Source organism: Thalassotalea coralli, assembly GCF_055786205.1.
In genome coordinates this window covers 953283-978402 of the sequence record NZ_JBVVBK010000001.1, presented here as the reverse complement: position 1 = coordinate 978402, position 25120 = coordinate 953283, and the positions used below count along the sequence as shown (strand labels likewise).

The 25120-nt window shown below is 40.2% G+C and carries 20 protein-coding genes; 4 read left to right on the top strand and 16 right to left on the bottom strand.

Features of this window, described 5'->3' with window-relative positions; translation table 11 throughout:
• Positions 1–9 precede the first annotated feature (9 nt).
• Positions 10–1602 carry an FAD-binding oxidoreductase gene (locus ACOB80_RS04375; RefSeq protein WP_473164584.1) on the bottom strand — a complete coding sequence of 531 codons (1593 nt, stop codon included), beginning with the start codon at positions 1600–1602 and terminating at the stop codon, positions 10–12.
• Between the two features lie 135 nt (positions 1603–1737).
• Here ACOB80_RS04375 and ACOB80_RS04370 point away from each other — a divergent pair, with 135 nt between their 5' ends.
• Complete coding sequence (locus ACOB80_RS04370; RefSeq protein WP_473164583.1) at positions 1738–2817, top strand: AraC family transcriptional regulator; 1080 nt, start codon at positions 1738–1740, stop codon at positions 2815–2817.
• Positions 2818–2982: 165 nt separating this feature from the next.
• Here the strand turns inward: ACOB80_RS04370 and ACOB80_RS04365 are convergent, their stop codons facing one another.
• Positions 2983–3858, bottom strand: coding sequence for a hypothetical protein (locus tag ACOB80_RS04365; RefSeq protein ID WP_473164582.1), 876 nt, complete (start codon positions 3856–3858; stop codon positions 2983–2985).
• A 177-nt stretch (positions 3859–4035) separates the two neighbouring features.
• Between ACOB80_RS04365 and ACOB80_RS04360 the strand changes: the two genes are divergently transcribed.
• Together ACOB80_RS04360 and ACOB80_RS04355 are read left to right on the top strand one after the other, a co-directional pair.
• On the top strand, positions 4036–4989 hold the full coding sequence (locus ACOB80_RS04360; protein ID WP_473164581.1) for a tyrosine-type recombinase/integrase: 954 nt from the start codon (positions 4036–4038) through the stop codon (positions 4987–4989).
• A gap of 22 nt (positions 4990–5011) precedes the next feature.
• A complete protein-coding gene (locus ACOB80_RS04355) occupies positions 5012–6043 on the top strand; it encodes an ATP-grasp domain-containing protein (protein WP_473164580.1) in 1032 nt (343 codons plus the stop codon).
• Here the strand turns inward: ACOB80_RS04355 and ACOB80_RS04350 are convergent.
• From ACOB80_RS04350 to trmJ, 13 genes are all read right to left on the bottom strand, one after another.
• Entirely contained in the window at positions 5994–8447 is a 2454-nt protein-coding gene (locus tag ACOB80_RS04350) for a hypothetical protein (RefSeq protein ID WP_473164579.1), read from the bottom strand. The genes ACOB80_RS04355 and ACOB80_RS04350 overlap by 50 nt on opposite strands.
• Positions 8448–8788: 341 nt before the next feature.
• On the bottom strand, positions 8789–9127 hold the full coding sequence (gene fdx, locus ACOB80_RS04345) for an ISC system 2Fe-2S type ferredoxin (protein WP_473164578.1): 339 nt from the start codon (positions 9125–9127) through the stop codon (positions 8789–8791).
• A 17-nt stretch (positions 9128–9144) separates the two neighbouring features.
• On the bottom strand, positions 9145–11004 hold the full coding sequence (gene hscA / locus ACOB80_RS04340; protein ID WP_473164577.1) for a Fe-S protein assembly chaperone HscA: 1860 nt from the start codon (positions 11002–11004) through the stop codon (positions 9145–9147).
• Positions 11005–11053: 49 nt separating this feature from the next.
• Positions 11054–11581, bottom strand: a complete 528-nt coding sequence (hscB, locus tag ACOB80_RS04335) for a co-chaperone HscB (RefSeq protein ID WP_473164576.1) — start codon at positions 11579–11581, stop codon at positions 11054–11056.
• A 104-nt stretch (positions 11582–11685) separates the two neighbouring features.
• Positions 11686–12009, bottom strand: coding sequence for an iron-sulfur cluster assembly protein IscA (gene iscA / locus ACOB80_RS04330; RefSeq protein WP_473164575.1), 324 nt, complete (start codon positions 12007–12009; stop codon positions 11686–11688).
• Positions 12010–12021: 12 nt separating this feature from the next.
• Positions 12022–12402, bottom strand: a complete 381-nt coding sequence (iscU, locus tag ACOB80_RS04325; RefSeq protein ID WP_473164574.1) for a Fe-S cluster assembly scaffold IscU — start codon at positions 12400–12402, stop codon at positions 12022–12024.
• Between the two features lie 25 nt (positions 12403–12427).
• On the bottom strand, positions 12428–13642 hold the full coding sequence (locus ACOB80_RS04320; protein ID WP_473164573.1) for an IscS subfamily cysteine desulfurase: 1215 nt from the start codon (positions 13640–13642) through the stop codon (positions 12428–12430).
• Positions 13643–13676: 34 nt separating this feature from the next.
• The gene (gene iscR, locus ACOB80_RS04315; RefSeq protein WP_473164572.1) at positions 13677–14183 is read right to left on the bottom strand and encodes a Fe-S cluster assembly transcriptional regulator IscR; all 507 of its coding nucleotides are present in this window, start codon (positions 14181–14183) and stop codon (positions 13677–13679) included.
• Between the two features lie 160 nt (positions 14184–14343).
• On the bottom strand, positions 14344–17481 hold the full coding sequence (locus tag ACOB80_RS04310; RefSeq protein ID WP_473164571.1) for an efflux RND transporter permease subunit: 3138 nt from the start codon (positions 17479–17481) through the stop codon (positions 14344–14346).
• On the bottom strand, positions 17471–19057 hold the full coding sequence (locus ACOB80_RS04305) for an efflux RND transporter periplasmic adaptor subunit (RefSeq protein ID WP_473164570.1): 1587 nt from the start codon (positions 19055–19057) through the stop codon (positions 17471–17473). The genes ACOB80_RS04310 and ACOB80_RS04305 overlap by 11 nt, the downstream gene beginning before the upstream one ends.
• 107 nt (positions 19058–19164) lie before the next feature.
• Positions 19165–19611, bottom strand: coding sequence for a hypothetical protein (locus ACOB80_RS04300; RefSeq protein WP_473164569.1), 447 nt, complete (start codon positions 19609–19611; stop codon positions 19165–19167).
• 165 nt (positions 19612–19776) lie between these two features.
• The gene (cysE, locus tag ACOB80_RS04295; protein ID WP_473164568.1) at positions 19777–20583 is read right to left on the bottom strand and encodes a serine O-acetyltransferase; all 807 of its coding nucleotides are present in this window, start codon (positions 20581–20583) and stop codon (positions 19777–19779) included.
• A 40-nt stretch (positions 20584–20623) separates the two neighbouring features.
• The gene (trmJ, locus tag ACOB80_RS04290) at positions 20624–21376 is read right to left on the bottom strand and encodes a tRNA (cytosine(32)/uridine(32)-2'-O)-methyltransferase TrmJ (RefSeq protein ID WP_473164567.1); all 753 of its coding nucleotides are present in this window, start codon (positions 21374–21376) and stop codon (positions 20624–20626) included.
• A 332-nt stretch (positions 21377–21708) separates the two neighbouring features.
• Here trmJ and suhB point away from each other — a divergent pair, with 332 nt between their 5' ends.
• Positions 21709–22512 (top strand): inositol-1-monophosphatase, encoded by an 804-nt coding sequence (gene suhB / locus ACOB80_RS04285; RefSeq protein ID WP_473164566.1) that lies wholly within the window; start codon positions 21709–21711, stop codon positions 22510–22512.
• Between the two features lie 90 nt (positions 22513–22602).
• Here the strand turns inward: suhB and ACOB80_RS04280 are convergent, their stop codons facing one another.
• A complete protein-coding gene (locus ACOB80_RS04280) occupies positions 22603–24882 on the bottom strand; it encodes a putative bifunctional diguanylate cyclase/phosphodiesterase (protein WP_473164565.1) in 2280 nt (759 codons plus the stop codon).
• Positions 24883–25120 lie beyond the last annotated feature (238 nt).

The following is a 25120-nucleotide window of genomic DNA, read 5'->3' as shown; positions in this document are numbered from 1 at the left end:
TCGTGCCGCTTATTCTACTAACGTTCCTGGATTGAGCAGTTGTTTATCATCAAAATGCTCAACCAAGTTATCAAGTAGCGCCATTCCTTGGGCACCTTTCTCTTTATGTAAATAAGGCGCGTGGTCTTTACCTACGCCATGCTGGTGGCTTATGGTGCCACCATTATTGACGATAGTATCGCTCGCTAAATGCTTAAGCTTTTGCCATCGCTGTAACGTTTTCTCGAACGTTGAACCATTTCTATAAACATAGGTGGTGTATAAGCTACAGCCTTGGCTGTAAACATGTGAAAGGTGAGTAAATACGTGAACTTTTTCACCTTCATCCTTTAACCCTGAACGAACAACGCTTTCAACTTTAGCCATTAACGCGTCTACATTTTGCCAGTCTGTTGCCGTTTCAAAAGTATCAACCACGTAACCTTTTTGCCAAAGTGCATCACGCAAATAAGGAGAACGAAAACGATTCGCTTGCCATTTCTTGCCTAGTAATTTACCTGTACCCACACCATTAAATTGGCGAAACAACGCTTTTAGTTGTCGCTTACTCGCAGCTATTTGCTGTTTACTTCCGGTTAAGCCATAAGTGAGCATGCACTTATCTTGTCTGCAGCCCCTTAACGCTAAATAACGCTCTAGCCACTTTATTGACTTTTCATGACCCGCTAATTTTAATTGAGTATGGGTTTCAATAGCGTTACTGACTCTTAGCATAGATAAAGGAATGCGTTGCTGAGCCGCTTGTTGACAAAACTGTCTCGCTTGTTGCCACGACGGGAAGAATGCAACCGCAAATGACTCTTTCTCTGCAACTTTGCTCACCCTAACTTTTACTTGCGTTAAAATGCCAAAGCGCCCTTCTGAGCCTAAGATAATTTCACGTAAATCAGGTCCAGCAGATGAAGCTGGAAAGGTTGGTAAATCTAATGTACCGGTAAAGGTTTCTAAGTGACCACCGGCAAATAGTTGCTCTATTCGGCCATAACGCAGAGACTGTTGTCCACTCGAACGGCTTGCGATCCAACCACCTATAGTAGAAAGTTCAAACGACTGCGGGAAATGCCCTAACGTGTACCCTCTCGCTAAAAGCTGCGCCTCTACCATAGGACCCGGTGTGCCAGCACCAAACGTCGCAATTTGACTCTCTTCATCTAAATGAATAAGTTGATTCATCCGTCCCATGTTAACTGTCAGCTTAGGGCGTTCTGAAATTTGTGGGTTGATATGACCTGCGACACTAGTACCACCACCATAGGGGATCAGCTGAACATCGTGTTCTTGACCGTAGGATAAAATGGCTTTTACATCATGGCTATTCTCCGGATAGCAAACACCATCGGGAAACGCGTCAATGTTTCCACTTCTCATGGCAATATAGTCAGATAAAGACTGCCCCCTGGCATGTCTTACCCGCTCTTCTGCATCGATGTTAATCAATGGATGCTTAGGCAGCTTGCTCTCAGGAACGAGCTTAACCACATCCGCTAACTCAACTTCCTTTAAGTAATGCCCATCACCTATTGTTTCAGATAAAAACAGATCTGCAGAAGACGGCAGTGCCATGCTAGTACTATCATCACCCCAGCCATTCCATCGTCTCATTTTTTGCCCCAGCTATATTTTCATTAACACTTATGATAAAACTGGGATTATTGAGAGAAAATGTCCTAAAAAGACAGTATTGATGACATTTAGAGACACAGCTTAAAGAGCCTTAACTAGATCAGTTTATTGATAATGACCCATTTGAATATCCCTTGCGATGAACAACAAACACTAACGTCCATTGATGAAACCTTGGGACAGGCCTCAGTTCCTGCGGTAAATCAATATTTGGAGCTAGCACAAGAACAACATCTTGATTTAGAAAAAGTTTTTGCAGACACCGATATTAAACCAACAATGCTATCTGATAGCAGTAACCATATCCCTGGCGCTAGTTTTCAGCAGTTAATACTCGCTTTAATCAATGAATCCGATGACGAACTATTTGGCCTGCATACAGCTAAATTTGTGCAACCTGGCTCGTATAGCGTATTAGGTTTCATTTCCATGAACTGTGAAACTTTGGGGCAAGCGATAACAAAAATTCAGCCGTTTGAAAAGCTCGTCGGTGACATGGGGACAACTAGTTTTGACGATCTAGATGAGCAAGTAAAAATCAGCTGGCACTGCCAATTTAGTCACCCTGTCGTTAAACGACATATGATAGATAACTGCTTAGCTTCATGGGTGACATTCGCGCGGTATTTGATTAGCCAACCATGTAACCCTACTACCATTCTATTGACGAGACCGACACCGCCGCTCGACCAACAAAATGAATACCAAAACGTATTTAAATGCCCGATAAAATACGGACAAAATGAAAATTCGATTGTCTTTGATAAAACACTATTAGCTTTACCGTTAAACAAAGGGAATCAGCAAATACTATCAACGCTTGAGACGCATGCGAAAACACTTATTTCAAACTTAGGTCACGAACACACTTTTTTAGCTCTGTTAAAACTAGCCATTGAAAATGCACTTGAACACGGCAATACCAGCCAACAGCATATTGCGCAACAATTTGGTATCAGTGCCAAAACCCTGCAAAGGCGATTAGCCGACTTAGATTTACAGTATCAATCTTTTTTAGACGACATTCGCTTAGAAAAAGCTAAATATTATCTTAGCCAAACGACGCTAACACTAAACGTTATTAGCAGTCAGCTAGGCTTTAAAGAACCGAGATCCTTCTATCGTTGGTTTAACAAACTAACAGGGAAGACACCGGGTAAGTTCCGGGAAGATGTTTCAAAAGAAAAAGACTAGTCTTGATGAATCAGTATAACGCTTTTCGATTATAGCCTCTCTGACACTATTAAAAAGGATAATAGCTTTGATGCTATTACCCTTTGCGCAAACTTTTATTGCATGAATGATGTTGTTGTTCAAAAAGCATATAAACGGTAGATGCACTTTAGGATAAAAAGTGAGTTAACCAAGTTCCGGAAATTCAGCTTTCATTTTGTCAAAAATCAGCTCAGCTATAGCTTCAAAGCCATTAGAAGTTGGGTGAATCTCATTGAGCCATTCTTTTTTGCCGTTTAAAGTCCCACGAGAATCGACAACAATGAATTTCTCTCTTTCTTTGCTAATTGCTAACAACTCCCCCCCAATTTTTTCAATAAATATTTTAATAACATCAGCTTGTAGCTCTTCCTTAATGTTTACATTATCCATAAACCTTTTCATCCAACCTTTGGTTTTAATCAAACCACCCAAGAATACTCCGCCAACTAACGATGGATATGGATAATCATACGTATGAGTAATAACAACCGTTTCAGGGCTATAATGATCTCGAATATCAAGTAACTCCTGATACGCTAGCCCTATCTGTTTAACTTTTCGTTCTAAGCGAGTTATATTCACGCATTCTTCAGCTGTTGAATAAGAGGCTCCGTCACTATTTAAAAAGCGCTCAAAATCATTATCTCCAACAATATCATTTCCTCCACCACTAAAGAGTAACAAATCAATTGGTTTTCTATTGTTCTTCTTAGAATGCCATCGCAAAACATCAACAAGCTTGTGCTTCTGCTTGCCTGAAACCATATCAACGGCTTCATCTCCATTAGATGCCATAGAATAAAAATTAGCTTTTTTGTGAGTCCATTTACTTATATGATTTATCAAATTAGATGGTTTACCTGCGATGATCCACTTCGGGGGGTAAGCGAACCAGGAATCACCTTCACTAACAATATTAAGCCGCCCCGGAAACCTTTCTCTCATCTGTATGAATTCTCTAGCATTAGACGTTTTTCTTTTTCTTCTAAGGCGACCAATTTGCTGGGTAGACATTGGCATATATAGCTTCTCCTTGCGCTGCAAATGTAGATTTATTCGTCTTTTTTTGAATAGTCAAAGAACAACTATAGCTAACTTTTGACCATTCTTACCAATCTCGGTATTCAAACAGACTATATTAGAATTCAATTTTCAAGGATACTGCTCACACCCTATTGAATTTAAAGAAAAAAGAATATGTTATCCTCTAAAGCTTGTGAGCTATTCTTAGCCCACTGCCACCACAGTAAACAATTATCACACCACACAATTAGAGCGTACAAACAAGACTTAACTAGTTTTACAAAACTTACCAAAGAGCAACCAATACAACGTTTTGATAAAAAGCAACTCAAATCATATGTTACACAATTGCATCAAATGGAGTTAAGCATTAGAACGATTAAACGCAGAATAGCTTGCTTGAAGTCGATGTTTAGATGGTTAGAACTTGAGGATGAAATTGACATCAATCCATTTCATAAGGCTGATATCTCATTAAAAACCCCAAGACAGCTACCAAGAAACATTCCAAAAAGTAACTTACGAAAAATGCTTAAGTCTGCCAGAGCTAATTTAGGCCTATCAAAAGAAGACAACTATAATACTTCTGGACTAAAAGAGGTTATTACGAAGCCTAAACACTTCAACAAACTAACCAGTCTAATTGCTATTGAACTCCTATTCACGACAGGAATAAGGGTTAGTGAATTAGTTAATATAAATTTAGACCAAATACTTCTAGCAGAAAAAAAAATAAAGATATTTGGCAAAGGGCAGCGAGAGCGTTTTGTTTTTTTACCAAACAAAGAGGTAGCTGACTTAGTAAACCTATATATCTCGTTAAGACAAATAACAGCCCCTAACAATGCCTACTTGCTAGTAAACAGCAGAGGCAAGCAATCGTCTCCTCACTTTATTCGCAAACTCCTTAGACAAGTTTCCGAAACAGCAAAAATAGAAAAAATCACACCGCATATGTATAGGCACTCCGCAGCATGCCAGCTACTAGAATCAGGTGTAGATATTCGCTTTGTACAAAGACTTTTGGGACATCAAAGTATTTTGACTACTCAGCTTTATACACATGTAAACGACAACGTTTTACAAAGGAGAATCACAAAAGCAAATACGAGGAGCTCTATCTCATAAAAAGTAACGATAACTAGGAATTATGGTGTCTAGATTAAATGGATTTTTACCAGAAAGTTTGAACTATATATTGGTCGCAGACCGCACCTACAGAACCTCAGCTTCAGCAAACTTGGAACTAGACGATTTAGAAAAGATAGACGATGGCTATTTCAATGACTTATATGGAACTCTACACGAAATAGGGTATAAAGTTATTCATGTTGAGGGGCCTGAAGAATTAGCAGAATTATCACAAAAAGAGCCAGATGTTCTAGCACTAACAGTATATGGTGGGCAAAAATCCCGCAACAGAATGGCTTTGGTTCCCGCAACATGTGAAGTTCACAACATTAAGTACATTGGTGCCGATGTCTATGCAAGAGTGATATGCCAAGACAAACATTTGTGTAAAAAGTTCTGTGAAGAGCATGGAGCTTTAACGCCTAATTCAGTTGTTTTTAAGGATAAAGTTATACTTGAAGCAATACAAAGGCTCAATTTACCTTTAGTAGTTAAACCAAATTTTGAAGGAAGTTCTATAGGCATTGATGACAGCTCCCTCGTAGCCACCTATCAACAAGCATATGATAAGAGTTCAGAGTTAATAACAAAGTACTCTGAGAGTATTATTGTTGAAGAATTTATCCCCGGCAAAGAGGTCTCTATCAGCATAATAGGTGACGAAAAAGATGTGCACTACTTTGAGGCTATTGCAATTGAACAAGAAGGACAACCTGGCTATTTTGATGATCACCTACTGACGGCTAATGAAAAGCGTAATAAATGGCATGAGAAACATTTTGTTAATATCAATAATGATTTGAGTCAAGAATCAATAAATATTGTTAAAAACATCTTCTTATCACTTGGCAAAGTAGACTACATGAGAATCGATGCCAAGCTGTTTAAGAATAAACTGTATATTATTGAATTAACACCTGATGCACACTTAGGTGAAAGTTCTCAATTTGCACAGTCCTTTATATTGCAAGGGATGAGCTATAAGTCGGTTATTAAAAGTATCATTGAAGCGTCGTTAGTTCGTTATCAAAGTCAATATGCCAATGACTGATGAAACAAATACCGTACTCAGAGTTGATAACGTATTTTTCTTCTTCAGTTAGCTCATTGAAAGCTAGACCACTAAGCCTGTGTTTCCATATGTTGTTTAATGGAAGGTTTAAGTCCAACATTTTAGTTTTAACATGCTCCGCTAATTCACTCTCATTATTCAAATGGTGAAATTTCATTACATTGTAAAGTACAGGAAGAAAAATTTGTCTATCAGAAAAAGTAGGCTCGTCAAGTATGGCCGCTATAGGTTCAATAAGCTCCCCTGCAACTTCTATTTGTCGCATTTTCAGGTTAACCACCAGTAAATTTGACAAAATAACTAATCGCTCAAAGTCATTGCTTGCTGTACTGATAGCACTCATTAAACTCTCTTTTGTTTCCTGCGACTCATGCCCTGCATAAATGTCAATTGCTGCTTCGTTGTTTAACAAAGAATGCCTCTCTGACACCACGCCAGATAAGAGCGCATTAGCATAATGAATACTTTGTTTGGCATCTTTTAATAAGCCTATTCTCGCCTGATGAAAACTGCATGTTAACCAGCTAAATCCAGCGGCTCTTGGGTAACTGTGATTTTCGAAATGACTCGCACTTTGTTTTAAGTATGGGACGGCTTCTGCAGAGCTTAAAACGAGTTCTGCGTTTCTCAATAAAAAGCCATACTCTCTATAGTCTTGGATTTTTTTCGTTGTTAAAAGTTTTTCGAATAACGAACGACACAAATCCATTGCGCCTAACCCTCGAAAACATGCTATTCTCACCAACTCAAAACATAGTTTTGTTCGGTCCGATGTTTGCTCTAGAGCAAGGTGCTCTTCACATATTCGCAGTGCTTTTTGTTGTTCACCTAACTCCTCCAATAAAATGGCGTTCAGAAGCTTTCTAGGAACTGTTTTGTTCGTAATTGAGTCTAACGCTTCTAATGATTCTCTTGGACAGCCTATAGTGTGCAGGTATATGCTCATCCACCAATCTATGTAGTGACCGCTTTCTTTTAAAGATTCTAAAGAGAGTTTACTTCGAACATTTTTAACGTGATCGACAATCATTCTAGGATCATTCTGTGTTAAAGAAATATCCGTTATTTGTTCTAAAACTTCCAAAATGTAGTGAGATTTGGTAACCGTTGAAAAATATAGAAGCCTTTGCAATACCATGCTTTTTGAAACAAAGATGTCATTGCTATTCAATAAGCTTTGGTATTCGTTAAACCAAAAGGAATGTGAAATTGTTCGATAACGTTGTGCAACCGGATCTTTTAACCAAATTGAAGATATAGAGTCATCCGTTGGCAACCACTCATTGTGAACTTGTTTGATAAAACCTTTGCCATGTAATTTAGAAAGTAGGCCGCTAATATCGAAACATATGCTGCCAATACTGGGATCTTTTACCGCTAACTTTATTAAATCTTCTCGAGCCGGGTCTGGATGACAACAGATTAAGGTAAAAATTAATTGCTCCGCTTTGCTTAACTCTTTTAGTCGATAGCTCGATATTAACGTAGGGTTGCAATTACAATTTTGTATAGGGTTTAAGGCTTCTCGAACTTTTTGCTCATTTAACTCTTCAGCAATTATATCGTTTAGTGGCCGCAAGCTACCTTTCCAATCTTTAAAAGCCGAACTAATTAGACTCCAAGCTATATCTTGGTTCTTTTCAAAGTAATCTTTAAACTCTTCAACGCTAATAGGTTCTATTTTTATAGAGTCGCAAAGCAGGCCTGTACTTATTAGCTTCCTCTTCAACTCTGAAACTTGCCAAACATTAGCTTCGTCTAGCTCCGTTGTATATTCATAAACAAACCGAACATTGTTAAACGAAGCTATATTTAATAGGCACTCGAGTGAATAATCGTCAATACACTGGACGTTTTCGACACCGATAAAAACATTTTCTTTTTGCAGTTGTGTGGTTACGTATTCAATTAAAAACTGATGTACTTCAGATGTGTTCGAATCAAATAATTGCTCTCTTGTATGATTAGAAGTTCCATCAGCTTGGTCTAACAACGTCTCAGTAACATGTTTGACAGGAGTTACTTTTGCAATATCTTTTTTGATAGCAGTTTGTAATCTGTGTTTTAGATTAGGAGCTAAGCTTCTCTGATATAATTCAATGTCTTCATAGCTTGAACTAGATTTACCATCCCTAGCAAACTCATCAATGGACTTTGCCAACGAATAAAGATAAGTCCCCGCAGAGTGACGTTTATTGTCATTGTTTGGCACTTCTATTTTCATTGAGGGTGAATTAAGTTCACTGAATACTTGGCTTACAAATCTAGATTTACCTAATCCTGACGCCCCCTCAACAAACAAAGCTATATTTTGCTCAGCAAATAAATATTGATTTAATTTAGCTCTTTCATCACATCGATTAATAAAAGGAAGACTGTCCATAATTCCTAGTTATCGTTACTTTTTAATATGTTAAATAATCTCTTACATTAAAGTGTTCGTCAAACCTTCATCGAAATAAAATATGAAAATCCAATTCGATATACACGCAATCGCATAAAATTGCATGGTCTATTTATAAACTAACTTTTGAAATTCTAAAATATCGGAAAATAACAACCAGCGCAGGCGGCGGGAATTATCGAAAAATCATAATGGCAAGAGTAAATTTAAACTTTGAGAGCGATAGCAAGACTAATGGCCGAAGCCAATAATCATTTAAATAAAAAAGGTAATAGCATCTCTGCTATTACCCTTTTTCTAAATCTATTTATGACAAATCACTAATGGTTTTCAGATACCATATTCACTGTATATTTTGGAATCTCTACGACTAAGTCTTCGTCTTCGACAATGGCTTGGCAACCTAAACGAGATTCTGGCTCTAAACCCCATGCTTTATCCAGCATATCGTCTTCTAACTCGTCACTTTCTTCAAGTGAATCGAAGCCTTCACGAATAATGACATGGCATGTTGTACATGCACATACTTTCTCACACGCATGCTCAATGCCAATGTCGTTTTTAAGCGCTACGTTTAATACACTTTCGCCCTTTTCTGCGTCAAGTACTGCGCCTTCTGGGCAAAGTTCTTCATGAGGTAATACAATAATTTTTGGCATAATCGGCTCAATCTCTATTAAATTTTGTCTACGGCTTGGCCTGATAAGGCTTGATTAATGGAAGCGTCCATTCGTCTCTCTGCAAACGCTGCCGTTAAATGGTTAACTTTTTCAATTGCTTGTTCAATATCGTCAGGATTCGTGCCTTGGCTTGTTTGTGCTAAGTCGCGTAAGCCTGCTTCAATATCGGCGATCTCATCTTGTGACAATAAACGACTATCGGCTTGAAGCGCAGCATTTACTGACTCAATAACGCGTGAAGCTTCCACTTGTTGCTCTTTAAGCATACGTGCTTGCATATCTTCTTTTGCATTAGCAACTGACGCTTTAAGCATATCCGCAATTTCATCGTCAGCTAAGCCAAAGCTTGGTTTTACTTCAATACGCGCTTCTACGCCCGATGATTTTTCCATCGCAGTTACTTCTAATAAGCCATCAGCATCTACTTTAAAAGTCACACGAATATGTGCTGCGCCTGCTGCCATTGGCGGGATATCGCGAAGTTCAAAGCGCGCTAGTGAGCGACAATCTTCAACTAACTCACGTTCGCCCTGAAGCACGTGAATCGCCATCGCTGTTTGGCCATCTTTAAACGTAGTGAATTCCTGCGCTTTAGCCACAGGAATCGTGGTGTTTCTTGAGATAACTTTTTCCACTAAGCCGCCCATGGTTTCTAAACCTAACGATAATGGAATAACATCAAGTAAAAGCATATCGCTGTCTGGTTTATTACCAGCAAGGATATCTGCTTGGATTGCAGCGCCAATAGCGACAACTTTATCAGGGTCGATCGAAGTGAGTGGCTTGCGAGCAAAATATTTCTCAGCAGCTTTGCGAACAAGAGGCACACGCGTTGAACCACCTACCATGACAACTTCATTAACATCAGCAGCTTTTACATCGGCATCTTTCAATGCTCTGCGACAAGCACGCATTGTTTTATCAACTAAAGCTTTTATTAAGCTTTCAAACGTTTCACGAGTGACACTGCCTTGCCAGCTACCCTGCTCCAACTCTAACGAAATATCGAAAGAGACTGCATCAGTAAGTGCTTCTTTAGCACTTTTTGCTTGCACTAGAAGCTGACGTTCCACACTTGCAGATAATGGACGAACTAGGCCCGCTTGCTCAATAAAATAGTCTACAAGCGTTAAATCAAAATCATCACCACCGAGAGCTGAGTCACCGCCCGTTGCTAATACTTCAAATACGCCTTTGTTTAAGCGCAAAATCGAAATATCAAAAGTACCACCACCAAGGTCATAAACGGCGATGACACCTTCTTGACCACTGTCTAACCCGTATGCAACCGCAGCTGCCGTCGGTTCGTTTAAAAGACGTAATACATTAATACCAGCAAGTTTTGCCGCGTCTTTGGTACTCTGACGTTGCGCATCATCAAAATAAGCAGGAACAGTAATAACAGCGCCTGTAAGTTCGCCGCCTAATGCCAGTTCTGCACGCTTGTTCAAATCTTTTAGAATTTCAGCGGAAACTTGAACAGGGTTTACCGCACCGTGGCGCGTTTCGATATCAGGATGGCTCTCATTACCGCAGAACTGATATGGTAATGCTGGATATTTAGCTTGAATGTCAGCTAATGAGCGGCCAATAAGACGTTTAGCAGATATTACCGTATTTTCAGGATCACTAATGGCAAATGCTTTTGCATCATCGCCAACAAGTACCTCACCTTCTTGATAACTGACTACAGACGGTAAAATATCTCTTTGCTGTGCGTCAGGAATAGTCTCTGCCAATCCGCTTTTCACGGTAGCAACCAAAGAGTTAGTGGTACCTAAATCAATACCTACGGCTAGTCTATGCTCGTGCGGTACAGTACTTTGGCCAGGTTCTGCTATTTGTAACAATGCCATATTGGGCTCTTAAATCTCTATAATGTGTCTTGTAAAAACTGTTTGCCAATTAATCGTCAAACAGTTGATCTTCTATTCTTTCTAGCTCTACGTGTAACTTCTGATAAAACTTTAACTTTCTTACCATTTCAGTCGCCGCTTGATTTGAGCTTTCGCTATTTTCTTCAATCGCTTGTGTTAGCTGATGGAATAGAGTTTCGTACTCTTTATCTAGCTCTTCACTTGCGTCTAATAACGCTTGGTTTTGGTCGCCAGCATGTTGAATATCATCCAACATCTCTCTTAATTCCATCTGACGCATCAAAAACATAGTATCGCCAAACGATGCTTGTTCATTTGGCATTTCAACGCCACGTAAAGACAGCAAGTATTCTGCTCTTTTTAATGGATTTTTAAGGGTTTGATATGCATCATTAACTAGCGTAGATTTTTTTGCTGCAAGCAACTGCTCTTGTGCACTGGCATGAGCAAACCTGTCAGGGTGCACGGTTTTTTGGATAGTTTGATAGGTAGTTGTTAGCGCATTCAACTCAACGGAAAAAGATGCCGTTAAACCGAAAATTTCAAAATAGTTCACTTCGACTCGCTTTTTTACGCGCCAGCCTATTGCAGAACTAACGCGTTAATATATTTGAAGGGCTAATAGTGTTTTCCTATTAGCCTTTGTTAATTAGGCAGCGATTATACATTAAAGCTTTCACCACAACCACATTCGCCTTTGGCATTTGGGTTGGTGAATTTAAAGCCTTCGTTCAAGCCTTCTTTAACGAAATCTAATTCGATGCCGTCAAGATAAACCAAGCTTTTACCGTCAATGATGATATTTACATCGTCAATGGCAAACATTTGGTCATCTTCATTTAACTCATCTACAAACTCCAGCACATAAGCTAAACCTGAACAGCCTGTGGTTTTTACACCTAAGCGTAAACCCAAACCTTTACCACGGTTAGTAATAAAAGATTTAACGCGTTCAGACGCTGCTGGAGTCATGGAAACTGCCATAGTTGTGCCTTATTAACCTTGCTTGTTTTTGTAGTCGTCGATAGCTGCTTTAATTGCATCTTCAGCTAAAATTGAACAGTGAATTTTAACTGGTGGTAACGCTAACTCTTCAGCGATATCTGTATTTTTGATGCTTTGTGCTTCATCGATTGTTTTACCTTTTACCCACTCAGTAACTAGTGAGCTAGAAGCGATAGCTGAGCCACAACCGTACGTTTTAAACTTCGCATCTTCAATCACACCTTCTTCGGTGATTTTTAATTGAAGCTTCATTACGTCACCACATGCTGGTGCACCCACCATACCAGTAGCAACTTGAGGGTCGTTTTTGTCCATAGAACCAACGTTACGTGGGTTCTCATAATGGTCGATTACTTTTTCACTATAAGCCATATTATTTCTCCTGACTAACGCGCGACTAGTGCGCTACCCACTCAACTGAATCTAAATCTACGCCGTCTTTAAACATTTCCCATAACGGCGACATTTCACGTAAATGCTCGATAGCTTGCTTGATAATACCGATAGCATGATCAACTTCTTCTTCTGTCGTGAAGCGACCAAAGCTAAAACGAATTGAGCTATGTGCCATTTCGTCATTTAATCCTAATGCACGTAATACGTAAGAAGGCTCAAGACTCGCTGAAGTACAAGCTGAGCCACTTGATACCGCTAAGTCTTTCAAAGACATAATTAATGATTCACCTTCAACAAACGCAAAGCTGACGTTTAAGTTACCTGGGTAACGCTTGTCGAAATCACCGTTAACGAACACTTGTTCCATGTCTTTAACGCCGTTCCATAAACGATCACGCATTGCAGTAACGTGCGCTAAATCTTGTTGCATCTCTTCTTTAGCAATACGACACGCTTCACCAAAACCAACGATTTGATGAGTGGCTAATGTACCGCTACGCATGCCACGCTCGTGACCACCACCGTGCATTTGCGCTTCTAAACGCATACGAGGCTTACGGCGAACATAAAGTGCACCAATACCTTTAGGGCCATACATTTTGTGCGCAGAAATAGAAAGTAAATCTACTTTAAGTGCTTGCATGTCTACTGGGATTTTACCGACACTTTGTGCAGCATCTACGTGGAACGCAATTTTGCGAGCACGACACATCTCACCGATTTCAGCAATATCTTGGATAACACCGATTTCGTTGTTTACATGCATAATGCTAACAACAACTGTGTCATCACGCATTGCAGCTTCTAATTTCTTAAGGTCAATTAAACCGTTAGATTCAGGGTCTAAGTATGTCACTTCAAAACCCTGACGCTCTAATTCACGACACGTATCTAAAACAGCTTTGTGCTCTGTTTTACAAGTAATGATGTGCTTACCTTTTTTGCTATAAAAGTTTGCAGCGCCTTTAATAGCTAGGTTATCAGACTCTGTAGCACCTGACGTGATTACAATTTCACGAGGATCTGCATTAATTAGGTCTGCGATTTGATTGCGGGCAATATCGACAGCTTCTTCTGCCTGCCAGCCAAACTTGTGAGAACGAGAGGCTGGGTTACCGTAAAAACCATCGGTAGTAAGATATTGCATCATCTTCTCAGCAACACGCTTATCTGCAGGTGTTGTGGCTGAATAATCAAAATAAATAGGAAGCTTCATTGACTAACTGTCTCCAACTTAATCTCACACTGCGCTAACAGTTGTGGATAATACTTGTCGTTGCAATTAAGGTTTCATGGCCATTTTTCAATTCGTCTTTGCGCTGAAGGCTATCTTGACGTTGCGAGACCATTTTGACATTTCTTTGTTCAACGAGCTCAGACAAAGAAATACCCTGTAAAAATTCTTCTATACGTAAACTTAAATCAGTCCAAAGTGAATGCGTAAGACACTGACTACCCGATTGGCAATCGCCTTTTCCACCACATTTAGTTGCATTGATACTTTCATCAACGGCACTAATCACGTCAGCAACAAAGATTTGTGCTGAGCATTTACCTAAGCGGTAACCACCACCTGGACCACGAATACTGTTGACTAAACCATGTTTACGAAGGCGCGAAAATAGTTGCTCTAGATACGATAATGAAATACCTTGGCGTTCTGAAATGTCTGCCAATGACACAGGTCCATCTGCTGCATGTATAGCAACGTCTAGCATAGCTGTCACGGCGTAACGCCCTTTTGATGTTAACTTCATTATCTACCCCATTAAAATCGCGCCGCAATTGTACATAACCATACAAAATAGTCAAATAAATACTTGAGCGATATAGTCAGGTATTTTAGCTATCGATCTTCGTTAAGGCAACAAATACTTGACTAAAATACTCAAGTATTTATCACCTTAACACTCAACCCTATGTTTTAGTTTGCTTTTCCTTTACTAGACTGAAGCGCCATATCTTAAAAGCAGCAGGAATAACTAGCATAGTTAGCACAAATGCACTTGCCATTCCGCCCACCATTGGCGCGGCAATTCGGCTCATAAGCTCACTCCCAGTGCCATCAGCCAACAAAATGGGTAAAAGGCCAACAACAATAGTCGTCACCGTCATCAGCACTGGGCGAATACGTAACCCCGCTCCCGAGAGAATGGCTTGATCCAATTCTTGTTGTGTCATTGTTCCACCAGAACTTTCAAGGCTATCTTTAAGGCTCTGCAACGCTTGGTTTAAATACACCAGCATTATCACTCCTAGTTCAACGGCAACACCAGCTAGTGCGATAAAACCAACAACAACGGCAACCGATAAATTAAAACCTTGCAAATATAAAAGCCAAAGGCCGCCGATCATCGCCATAGGTAAGGTAAGCAAAATAATAAACACTTCACCAAAACCTCTAAAGTTTAGGTAAAGTAGTAAAACGATTGCTGCTAATGTCAGCGGTAAAACAAAACGTAGTTTTTGTTGAGCACGTTCTAAATACTCAAACTGCCCTGCCCAGCGCAAAGTATACCCTGCTGGCAAAGTAAGCTCGTGTTCGAGCGTTGCTTTTGCTCTTTTAACGTAATCGCCTAAATCATCACTATCAATATCAACAAATATCCAGCCATTGATACGTGCATTCTCACTCTTGATCATGGGTGCGCCACTATCAACAGAGATAGTGGCTATATCAGCTAATGTAAGGTGCAGCCCTGAACTCGTTAAAATGGGCAACGAGGCTAAAGTCTCTGGAGAGTGTCGATATTGTTGCGGATACCTCAAGTTAACTGGATAGCGGGCAATATCTTCAACTGTTTCAGCAATTTTTCTCCCGCCAACCGCTGATGAAATAAAGCTTTGCACCTCGGCAATCGACAAGCCATAGCGGGCTGCGGCTAGTCTATCAGGTACGATATTGATATAGCGTCCCCCTGCGACTTTTTCCGCATAAACGGATGCAGTACCTTCAAGAGGCATTAGTAGCTTCTCTATTTGCGTACCTATTTTTTCTATTTCAGTCAGGCTTTCACCGGCAACTTTAATGCCTACAGGCGTTTTTATACCCGTGGCTAACATGTCTATTCGAGTTTTTATTGGCATAACCCAAGCATTCGACACACCAGGTAGCTTGACTAACCCTTCAAATTCTTTAATAAGCACATCCGTTGTTATGCCTTCTCGCCACTCAGACTTAGGCTTTAATTGAATGAAGGTTTCTATCATCGTCAGTGGCGCAGGATCAGTTGCCGTTTCTGCACGGCCAACTTTACCAAAGACCGTTTCCACTTCAGGCACTGAACGAATAAGCTTGTCTGTTTGCTGCAAAAGCTCTCTTGCTTTGCCGATGGAAATACCAGGATACGTGGTTGGCATATACATGAGATCGCCTTCATCTAGGGTTGGCATAAACTCCGTTCCTAAATGTTTGAGCGGCCAAAAGCCAGCGACACCAACAAGTACAGCGAGTAACAGCGTAATCTTTGGAAACCTCAGTACGCCTTTAAGCACGGGGGTATAACAAAAGACTAATATGCGATTAAAAGGGTTTTTGTGTTCAGCGACAACTTTGCCACGAATAAAGTAACCCATAAGTACAGGCACTAGAGTAATTGCTAGCGCGGCAGCTGCTGCCATGGCATAAGTTTTGGTATAAGCTAATGGCGCAAACATGCGCCCTTCTTGTGCTTCTAAAATAAAAATAGGTAGGAAGCTGACCGTTATAATTAATAAACTAAAAAACAGCGCTGGCCCCACTTCAGTGGCTGATTTAGCGACTATTTGCCATCTATTTTCTTTCGTTAATGGTGTTTTCTCCATGTGCTTATGCATGTTTTCAATAAGCACAATTGCGCCGTCTGTCATCGCGCCTATGGCAATAGCGATACCACCTAAAGACATGATATTGGCGTTCACACCTTGCATGTACATCACAATAAAGGCCGCGAGAATTCCCATAGGAAGGCTAATAACGGCTACTAAAGAGGAACGTACATGAAACAGGAACACTAAACAAATTACGGCTACAACAATCAGCTCTTCACCTAGCTTTTGCCACAGGTTATCTACGGCGCGGTTAATCAGCGCCGACCTATCGTAAACAGGCACGATTTCAACACCAGCTGGTAAACTATTTTTTAAGCTTTCAAGCTTTTCTTTAACACCGCGTATCGTTTTTTCAGCATTTTCGCCATAACGCATCACAACAACGCCGCCAACGACTTCGCCTTCCCCGTTAAGCTCAGCGATACCACGGCGCATTTGTGGCCCCAATCTTACCTGAGCGATATCTTTTAGTAACACAGGGCTGTCAGAGTTAAAAACGCCTAAAGGAATATCTTCAATATCTTCTATCGATTGAATAAAGCCTTTTACATTAACCATGTATTCGGCTTCCGCCATTTCAATAACAGAAGCGCCAGCTTCTTGATTGGCTTGCTTTATTGCAACCTCTACCATCGACAGCGGTATTTGATAGGCAGCGAGTTTTATTGGGTCTACTTCAATTTGATATTGTTTAACCATACCACCAACGGTCGCCACTTCAGAGACACCAGGAAGCGCTTGCAACTCAAATTTTAAAAACCAGTTTTGCAAAGAAGTAAGTTCAGCGAGATCGTGCTTCCCACTCTTATCCGTTAGTGCATATAAATAAATCCAGCCGACACCCGTAGCGTCAGGCCCTAAAGCTGGCTTAGCTTCTGGGGGTAACTTGTCTTGTACCTGCATCAGGTACTCCATTACGCGTGCTCGCGCCCAATACAAATCTGTATTGTCATCAAAAATTAAATAGACATAGGAATCGCCATAAAAAGAAAAACCGCGTACGGTTTTTACCCCTGGTACGGATAGCAAAGCCGTCGTCAGCGGATAAGTGACTTGCTGCTGTACCACTTGAGGTGATTGTCCTGCATAACTTGTTTTAACAATCACTTGTACGTCAGATAAGTCAGGGATAGCGTCTACGGGAGTATTTTTTACCGCCAATAAGCCTGCGCCGAGCAACATTAAGCTTAGAATAAGGACGAGAATGCGGTTGTGAATAGACCAGAGAATAACCTTAATGATCATGGTGCTCTCCGTGGTCTTTCTCTAAGCTTTCTGTGCCATTACCTTGTGAATCGATAGCAACAACAATGAACTCACCGTCATGTATTTCAAAGGTAAAAGTAAATTCGGTACCTAGTGGAGGAAGCTTGTTCTTAATGGCTTCAGAAATAACAAAATCCATGGTTGCAGGGCCCCGTTGCCATTTTTCTATCGGCCCTCTGGAAATGTTTGCAATGCCAGAATCTGCATCAAAGTTATTGATAATTCCCTTAACAGTTGCCGTGCTTACGGTGTTTTCTTCGCTTTCACTCATGCTCATGTCGTGCATCATATGGCCACTGTGATCTTGCTGACTCATGCGTATAAAGTCAGAGGTTTTACTCGATTCAGAGTCCAATAAGAATTGGGCTGAAATAACAACGTCTTCATCTTCTACTAGCCCAGAAAACACTTGTGTCACGCCATTGTATGAAAGGCCGGTTTCGACATTAACAGATTTAAATTTGCCATTCCCCAATGCAATTACCACTCTGTCTGTTTCACCGACCTTAATAATTGACGTAGCGTCCACCAACATAGTTTCAGCTGCAAGCTCTGGCATTATTTTTACCGTGGCAAACATGTTTGGCTTTAACTCGCCAGCTTGATTGTTCATGCGAATTCGAACGCGAACTGTTCTATTACTCATGTTCAGCGTCGGATAAATATAATCGATAGCGCCAGAAAGAATATTACTAGCAAGGTACTCGGAGGCTATAGATACTTTATTCCCTACCTTTACTTGACTCGCTTGACTTTCTGGCACTTGTGCTTCTAGCCAAATTTCTGAAAGATCGGCGATAGAAAAGAGCGTCGTCCCTAATTCAACATAGTAGCCTTCTCGAATATTTAAGTTTTCGACAATGCCAGCATGTGGCGCAATAAAAGCGATAGTTTGTCGCACCTGCTTACTTCTGCGAATGGCATCTATAGTTGATTGTGGAATATGCAAGGCTCTTAACCTGTTTTCACCAGCAATGATTAAATTGGTTTCACCGGTTTTTAATGACAATAAAAACTCTTCTTGTGCGTTGACTAATTCCGGAGAATAAAGCTCGTAAAGTACCTGCCCTTTTTTGACCTCCTGCCCGGTGGTTTTTACATGTAATTTCTCAACCCAACCCGCGATTCTTGGGTGAATATGACTCAGCTTTTCTTCGCTGTAAGTAAAAGAACCGAATACCTCAATTTCTTGTTGTAATCGCCCAAACGTGACAGGTGCAGTTTTTACCGCTAAATTGTTTTCTACCTCAGGTGAGATAGTAATAGTGCCAGGGGAATCTTGAGCAGTATCTTCTTTATAAACAGGGACAAGATCCATCCCCATGGGTGATTTACCTGGTTTATCACGTCGATAGTTTGAATCCATTGGCGCAACCCAATAGAGAGGTTTATTATCTTGCTCAGACCCTAGTCCAGGATCTTGGTTAGTGATTCCATTACTTAGATGCAGCTTATCGCCAATCCAATCGTTAGCCAAATATCCAGCGACTATACCAACGAAAATTAATAATGCTGAGCCAAGAAACAGGCTCAATTTTCGGCTTGTTGTTGCCATAAAAATACCTAAATGTTTGATAACCTAAAGCTAGGTTAGTTTTATTCAAAAGTGGTAAGCTAAATGCTCACAGAGTTAATCAAACGACAGACAGATCTGTCCTAGGGTTAGGCAATTATTGGTGGTTTTGTGGATTGATGAAATGGCGGTTTGGGAATAGATATAGAGAGGAATGAACGTTCGCCTTCTGTTTTAATATTTGCAACAGGTAGTTGTTCGATAATGCCGAAACTACTCGTTGCATGACATGAGTTAGCCTGGCAGTCACACGTGTTCTGACAACACTCCATTTGCATGTGATGGCTATTGTGCTGAATTTGCGAACCTTCATGTTCTGATTTCACGTTTAAACTATCAGCATCACTAACATGGTTCATGTGTGTCATGTCATGACCGTGATGACTTGTTTCAATCACCTTGTTTTTAGAAGCTGATTCAACGCTAGACTCAGCGGTATTATTATGACGGCACGGTGCTTTAGCATTGGCAAGGGCAGATACTTGTCCAACAACAAGTACCGATAAAATTAGCCATGTTAAAACGCTTTTCAGCACCTATGCCTCTCTTGTGTTTTCTTAAGCTAAGCTCAGTTCAGTTTACTTAAGCTCAGTTCAATTTAGCTTTGCATTGCTCAGTCTGGTTTACATAAACTGAGTTAGGCGATATTTTTAGCTCTGTTTATACCGCTCTGCTTTAACAACAGACCTCATAACTCCATTTTAGATTTCAGGATCAAAAGATTCAATAATTTCTTTACGACGTTTAGCAGCAGCTTTTTCGTCTTCAGCAAACTCTTTCACTTTAAGTTCAGGTAAAGAATCTTGGCAAACTTCACCACCTAAACGGTTAATTTCTTTGCACAAATCAGACACCTTTTCATCCATTAAATGAACGTGATCTAACATTCTGCCGATAGCTTTTGCGACAGGATCTGGGTTGTCAGCAGACACCGCATAAGCATCGAAACCATATTTTTCAGCCGCTTGTTGGCGAAGTCCATTGTCTTTGTCCTTGTTAGCATTCACTATCTTTCCTGGAATACCAACTGCAGTAGCATTGTCGGGCACATCCTTTACCACAACAGAATTAGAGCCAACTTTACCATTTTTTCCGATAGTAATTGGGCCCAATACCTGAGCACCAGCACCTATAACCACATTATCGCAAAGTGTTGGGTGACGTTTGCCAGCTTTCCAGCTGGTACCACCTAAGGTTACACCATGATAAAGCGTCACATCATCGCCGATTTCAGCAGTTTCACCAATAACTACGCCCATACCATGGTCTATAAAAAAGCGACGGCCTAGCTTGGCACCGGGGTGAATTTCTACACCAGTTAACCAGCGTGAAAATGTCGACAACAAGCGAGCAAGTAACTTCCAATTGTTGCGCCAAAGTTTATTACTTGCTCTGTGTATCCAAATAGCATGCATGCCAGGATAATTAGTTAACACCTCAAAAGAAGTGCGTGCTGCTGGGTCTCGATCAAAGACACTTTGAATATCTTCTTTGATACGACTAAACATATTTATTCCTTAATATATGATCACGCAGTGTGATATCAGCTTAGTTTTCGCTTTCACCCTCTGGCTTAGCGCCTTTAGCTGACTTCTCTACTGATGATAAAATGCCACGCCACATTTTTACTTCTTTAGTGTCTGGGCGAGCACGATTAATAAAACGTCGTAACTTAGTCATCACTAAACCTGGATGGCTAGGCACAATAAATCCTGTTGCTTTTAATGCTGTCTCAAAGTGGTCAAACATACGCTCGGTTTCTTCAACCACTGGGTATTCTTCTTCCTCTTGCTTAGCAAACTCTTGCTCTTGAGCTGCTAAGAAAGCCATTCTGACTTCATAACTTAACGTTTGAACAGCCATGGCCAAATTCAATGAACTGTACTCAGGGTTTGCTGGAATTTGTACATGAAAATGACACAACTGTAATTCTTCATTAGTTAAGCCACTACTTTCACGACCAAACACCAAAGCAACCGGATATTTACTCACTTCAGAAATTAGCTTTTCACCACAACTTCTCGGCTCAAGCATTGGCCAAGGTAAAGTTCTAGAGCGAGCACTAGTTCCTACCACTAAGCCACAGTCCTCAATAGCTTCTTCTAACGTACCTACCACTTTAGCATTGGCTAATACGTCCGTTGCACCTGCTGCCAGAGCTTGTGCTTGACCGTTTGGCATTTCAATCGGGTCAACTAATACCAATTCACTTAGTCCCATGGTTTTCATTGCTCGTGCAGCTGAGCCCATGTTGCGACAATCTGAGGTATTCACTAAAACTATGCGGACATTTTCTAACATTATCTTTTCTCTAAATAGATTAAATTTCGTTCATCTGCGCCTAGCAATATTATTCCAAACTAAATAAGTGTCTAGACGGCTAAAATTGCCGACAATGTTAACACAAAAACAGTAGCGCTGTACCCTATAAAAGTCACCCTTTTTTCTAGCCATTATCATTCTGAAATAGTACAAATTTTTCTAAAAATAATTCTCCCCCCTTCACTACTTTTATGTAAGGCCTAGTAAATTACTGGCATTACCTCTTAAGTATTGTTATAATCCGCCGCCGAATTTCAGATGAAAATTCGTTTCGTTCTTTTACAAAGCTGTTTAACTGTTAAGGTATTGCTATGCACCCAATGCTCAATATAGCCGTACGCGCTGCGCGTACAGCCGGAAATATTATTGCTCGCTCTTTTGAACAAACTGATCGTGTTGAAGTAGAGTCTAAAGGAACTAATGACTTAGTCACAAACGTTGACAAAATGGCAGAAGAAGCCATTGTTGAAACAATTAAAAAGTCTTACCCAGATCACGCTATTATTGGTGAAGAAAGTGGTGTAATCGTAGAAAACGATTCAGAATACCAATGGATTATTGATCCTCTTGACGGTACAACAAACTTTGTAAAAGGCATTCCTCACTTTGCCGTTTCAATTGCCTTAAAAGTAAAAGGTAAATTAGACCAAGCAGTCGTATTTGACCCAATCCGTGGTGAATTATTCACAGCAAGTCGTGGTAAAGGCGCACAGCTTAACGGTTTCCGTATTCGCGTTCGTCAAAGCAAAGAACTTACTGGTGCTGTACTTGCCACAGGTTTTCCATTTAAGCACAAGCAACATATGGCAGCTTACATGGAAATGTTCCAAACGTTATTCGTAAAAACGGCTGATATGCGTCGTGCAGGTTCTGCCGCACTTGATTTAGCGTACGTTGCAGCTGGTCGCGTTGACGGTTTCTTCGAAATTGGCTTAAAGCCTTGGGATACCGCAGCAGGCGAGTTATTAGTTGTTGAAGCAGGTGGGCTAGTAACTGATTTTGTTGGTGGTCACAATCACAGCAAATCAGGCAACATAGTTGCAAGTTCACCACGTGTACTTAAAGAAGTGTTAAAAGACATTCGCCCTCACTTGGGTACTGCGCTAGCTAAATAAGCAAACCGAATGTTGAATTTAAAAAAAGCGTGCTTAAAGCACGCTTTTTTTATGCATCGATTTCTTGTGTGCTCAACCACACTAACGTCACTAGGCAATGCCACCTAAACTCTCTGGCGTATTAGGTTTATTATTTGCCAAGAACGCAATTAATTCATCAGGTAACAGCGGCTTGCTGTAATAGTAGCCTTGGATGATATCGCAATCCATTTGTCTTAATAGGTTTAAGTGTTGTTCTAATTCAACACCTTCAGCAACAATAGACAGACCTAAGTTTTTCCCTAAACCAATCACAGTATTGATAATGGCTTTATCTTCTGAGTTAGTATGACACTGACGTACAAATGACTGATCTATCTTTAACGTGTCTACCGGAAAACGCTTCAGATAACTCAACGATGAATAACCGGTACCAAAATCATCAATCGATAACTTCACACCAAGCGCTTTTAACTGTTCCATTACCACTAGCGTATTAACCTCGTTATGCATAAACACACCTTCAGTAATTTCTAACTCTAAATTTTCTGGTGGTAACCCAGTGTTAATTAACACTTCTTTTACCGTCTCGATAAACGTTGGGTGAGAAAACTGTCGTGGCGAAACGTTTACAGCAACAACGATATCGAAGTAGCCTTGTTGAATCAGGCCTTTAGTGAATATTGCCGCTTGCTCTAAAATCCACTTACCAATCGGCACGATTAACCCAGACTTTTCCGCTAGAGGAATAAACTCTGCTGGAGAAATGATATTGTCATTATGTCGCCACCTTAACAGAGTCTCTATACCTACGACTTTTTCTTTTCTAGCACACAGTTGAGGCTGAAAGACTAAGAATAGCTCATCCAACATTAATGCATGGCGTAACTTATCCACCATAGTCGTGCGTTTTTGGGCTGCAAGTGCATAATTAGGATTATAGATGGCATAACTTTCGTGTTCTTGCTCACTGACAACAGATAATGCTAAATGAACATGTTTTAACAAGGATACAGCGTCATCACCATGAGCCGGAGCAATGACAAAGCCCAAATCAGTTTCAATAAATAGCTCGCCAAACTTAGTCACTAGCGCTTGTTCTTTATCATCGGTGATAGAATTCGCGAATTCGCGAATTGAACGCTCTGATACATCACCTTGAATAACAACAGCAAACTCACTTTCACTGATATGATAAAGTTCAACCCCCGTTGGCAGCTTTTTACACATAACTTTTGCAAAACAACGCACCAATGCCGTTAGTACTTCTCCACCTAAAGTGGCGACTTTTTCGTTAAAATGTCGAATAGCTATTACACCTAATGCAAACGGCTTTTGCTCTTGTAATAGGTTCGTTAAATTATCGTGTAGCTTATATTGATTAGGTAGTTGGGTTTCTTGTGATGTAAAAGCTAAATGCTTTACTGCGCGCTCAGCCTGAACTCGTTCAGTCACATCTTTAATATGAATGTCATAAGCTTGCAAAGTTGGGTGCCAGTAAATACTGGTTTGTAAAACTCGGTCTTTAACCGGTGCTTCAATAACTACACTATGATCTTCGCTAGTGGCAAGTTCTAATTTAATCTTATCGAAGTCTTGTGGCAGTAAAGCTAGTGTTTCCACCTCTTCCAGCCCCATAGTGTTTAGCAACGTTTCACAAGCAGGGTTTGAAAACAAAGTTTTACCTGAACTATCAATACTAAATATAGGGTTTGGATTACGCTGAGAAAAAAGGGCTAGACGAGAACTTTTTGCTTGAGTTAGTACATATTGGTGTATATACCGAGAGCCAACCGCCGCAATAATCACAATAAGTGCGCTATAAGCCAATACTAGCCAACCTGTTGCGTCTATTTGCGACACAGTGGCTTTGTGGCCTAACTCCACTTGAGCCGTAGTTAAATGTTCAATTTCTTTGAGTTTAGGCAGTAATGCAATGCGCTTGGCACTAATTTGACGCAAAACGGCACGCATATCATCCCAATTATCATCATTAACCAACATCAATTTATTGAACTGGTTAAACAAACTAATAATATCTGCCTGCTCTTGCTCTATATGCGTCACCAAGTTGGCGAAGTCATCGGTCCCTTTCAATCCAGAAAGGTGCATTGTAAATTGTCGCTGGATGTTTTTCGATGACTCTATAAATACATCGGTTTCTTGTGAGCGATAATACTCATATATTATTCGTTCTTGTTCACTTAAATCTGCTATTAGCTCATTAATGGCAGAGAATATAGGAAGGCGATTAGTAACTAGGTCTACTGTATGTTCTTTAACGTTATTATTAGCAAAATATACTAAGGCTGAAAGTGCGATTCCCAGAAAAATGCTGAGACCAGCTAATAATGACGCTCTAACTAAATACCGCTTTACAATCAATTGCATTTGTTATTCTCTTTATTGTCTCGATGTACGTGAACGTAACTGCTTAATTAACAAATCTCACATAAGTACAATTTGCTAACAATACTTATGACAGGACAAAGGCAAATAAAATTTCCATTATTATTAACAGTTAGGTTAAATGCATTATAAATGCAACTCTAAGTTTCCCATTCAAGCTATTGGTTATAAGATGAAACTTATCAGCATAGCTTTCACCTTATTGAGAGGTTACAATGCC

Bases quoted from the DNA above. Each gene is read 5' to 3' on its own strand.
- hscA (WP_473164577.1), bottom strand. From the start codon at position 11,004: ATGGCATTGTTACAAATAGCAGAACCTGGCCAAAGTACTGTACCGCAC.
- ACOB80_RS04310 (WP_473164571.1), bottom strand. From the start codon at position 17,481: ATGATCATTAAGGTTATTCTCTGGTCTATTCACAACCGCATTCTCGTC.
- ACOB80_RS04305 (WP_473164570.1), bottom strand. From the start codon at position 19,057: ATGGCAACAACAAGCCGAAAATTGAGCCTGTTTCTTGGCTCAGCATTA.
- ACOB80_RS04360 (WP_473164581.1), top strand. From the start codon at position 4,036: ATGTTATCCTCTAAAGCTTGTGAGCTATTCTTAGCCCACTGCCACCAC.
- ACOB80_RS04320 (WP_473164573.1), bottom strand. From the start codon at position 13,642: ATGAAGCTTCCTATTTATTTTGATTATTCAGCCACAACACCTGCAGAT.
- fdx (WP_473164578.1), bottom strand. From the start codon at position 9,127: ATGCCAAAAATTATTGTATTACCTCATGAAGAACTTTGCCCAGAAGGC.
- cysE (WP_473164568.1), bottom strand. From the start codon at position 20,583: ATGTTTAGTCGTATCAAAGAAGATATTCAAAGTGTCTTTGATCGAGAC.
- suhB (WP_473164566.1), top strand. From the start codon at position 21,709: ATGCACCCAATGCTCAATATAGCCGTACGCGCTGCGCGTACAGCCGGA.
- iscR (WP_473164572.1), bottom strand. From the start codon at position 14,183: ATGAAGTTAACATCAAAAGGGCGTTACGCCGTGACAGCTATGCTAGAC.
- ACOB80_RS04355 (WP_473164580.1), top strand. From the start codon at position 5,012: ATGGTGTCTAGATTAAATGGATTTTTACCAGAAAGTTTGAACTATATA.
- trmJ (WP_473164567.1), bottom strand. From the start codon at position 21,376: ATGTTAGAAAATGTCCGCATAGTTTTAGTGAATACCTCAGATTGTCGC.
- ACOB80_RS04280 (WP_473164565.1), bottom strand. From the start codon at position 24,882: ATGCAATTGATTGTAAAGCGGTATTTAGTTAGAGCGTCATTATTAGCT.
- ACOB80_RS04350 (WP_473164579.1), bottom strand. From the start codon at position 8,447: ATGGACAGTCTTCCTTTTATTAATCGATGTGATGAAAGAGCTAAATTA.
- ACOB80_RS04365 (WP_473164582.1), bottom strand. From the start codon at position 3,858: ATGCCAATGTCTACCCAGCAAATTGGTCGCCTTAGAAGAAAAAGAAAA.
- iscU (WP_473164574.1), bottom strand. From the start codon at position 12,402: ATGGCTTATAGTGAAAAAGTAATCGACCATTATGAGAACCCACGTAAC.
- iscA (WP_473164575.1), bottom strand. From the start codon at position 12,009: ATGGCAGTTTCCATGACTCCAGCAGCGTCTGAACGCGTTAAATCTTTT.
- ACOB80_RS04370 (WP_473164583.1), top strand. From the start codon at position 1,738: ATGACCCATTTGAATATCCCTTGCGATGAACAACAAACACTAACGTCC.
- ACOB80_RS04375 (WP_473164584.1), bottom strand. From the start codon at position 1,602: ATGAGACGATGGAATGGCTGGGGTGATGATAGTACTAGCATGGCACTG.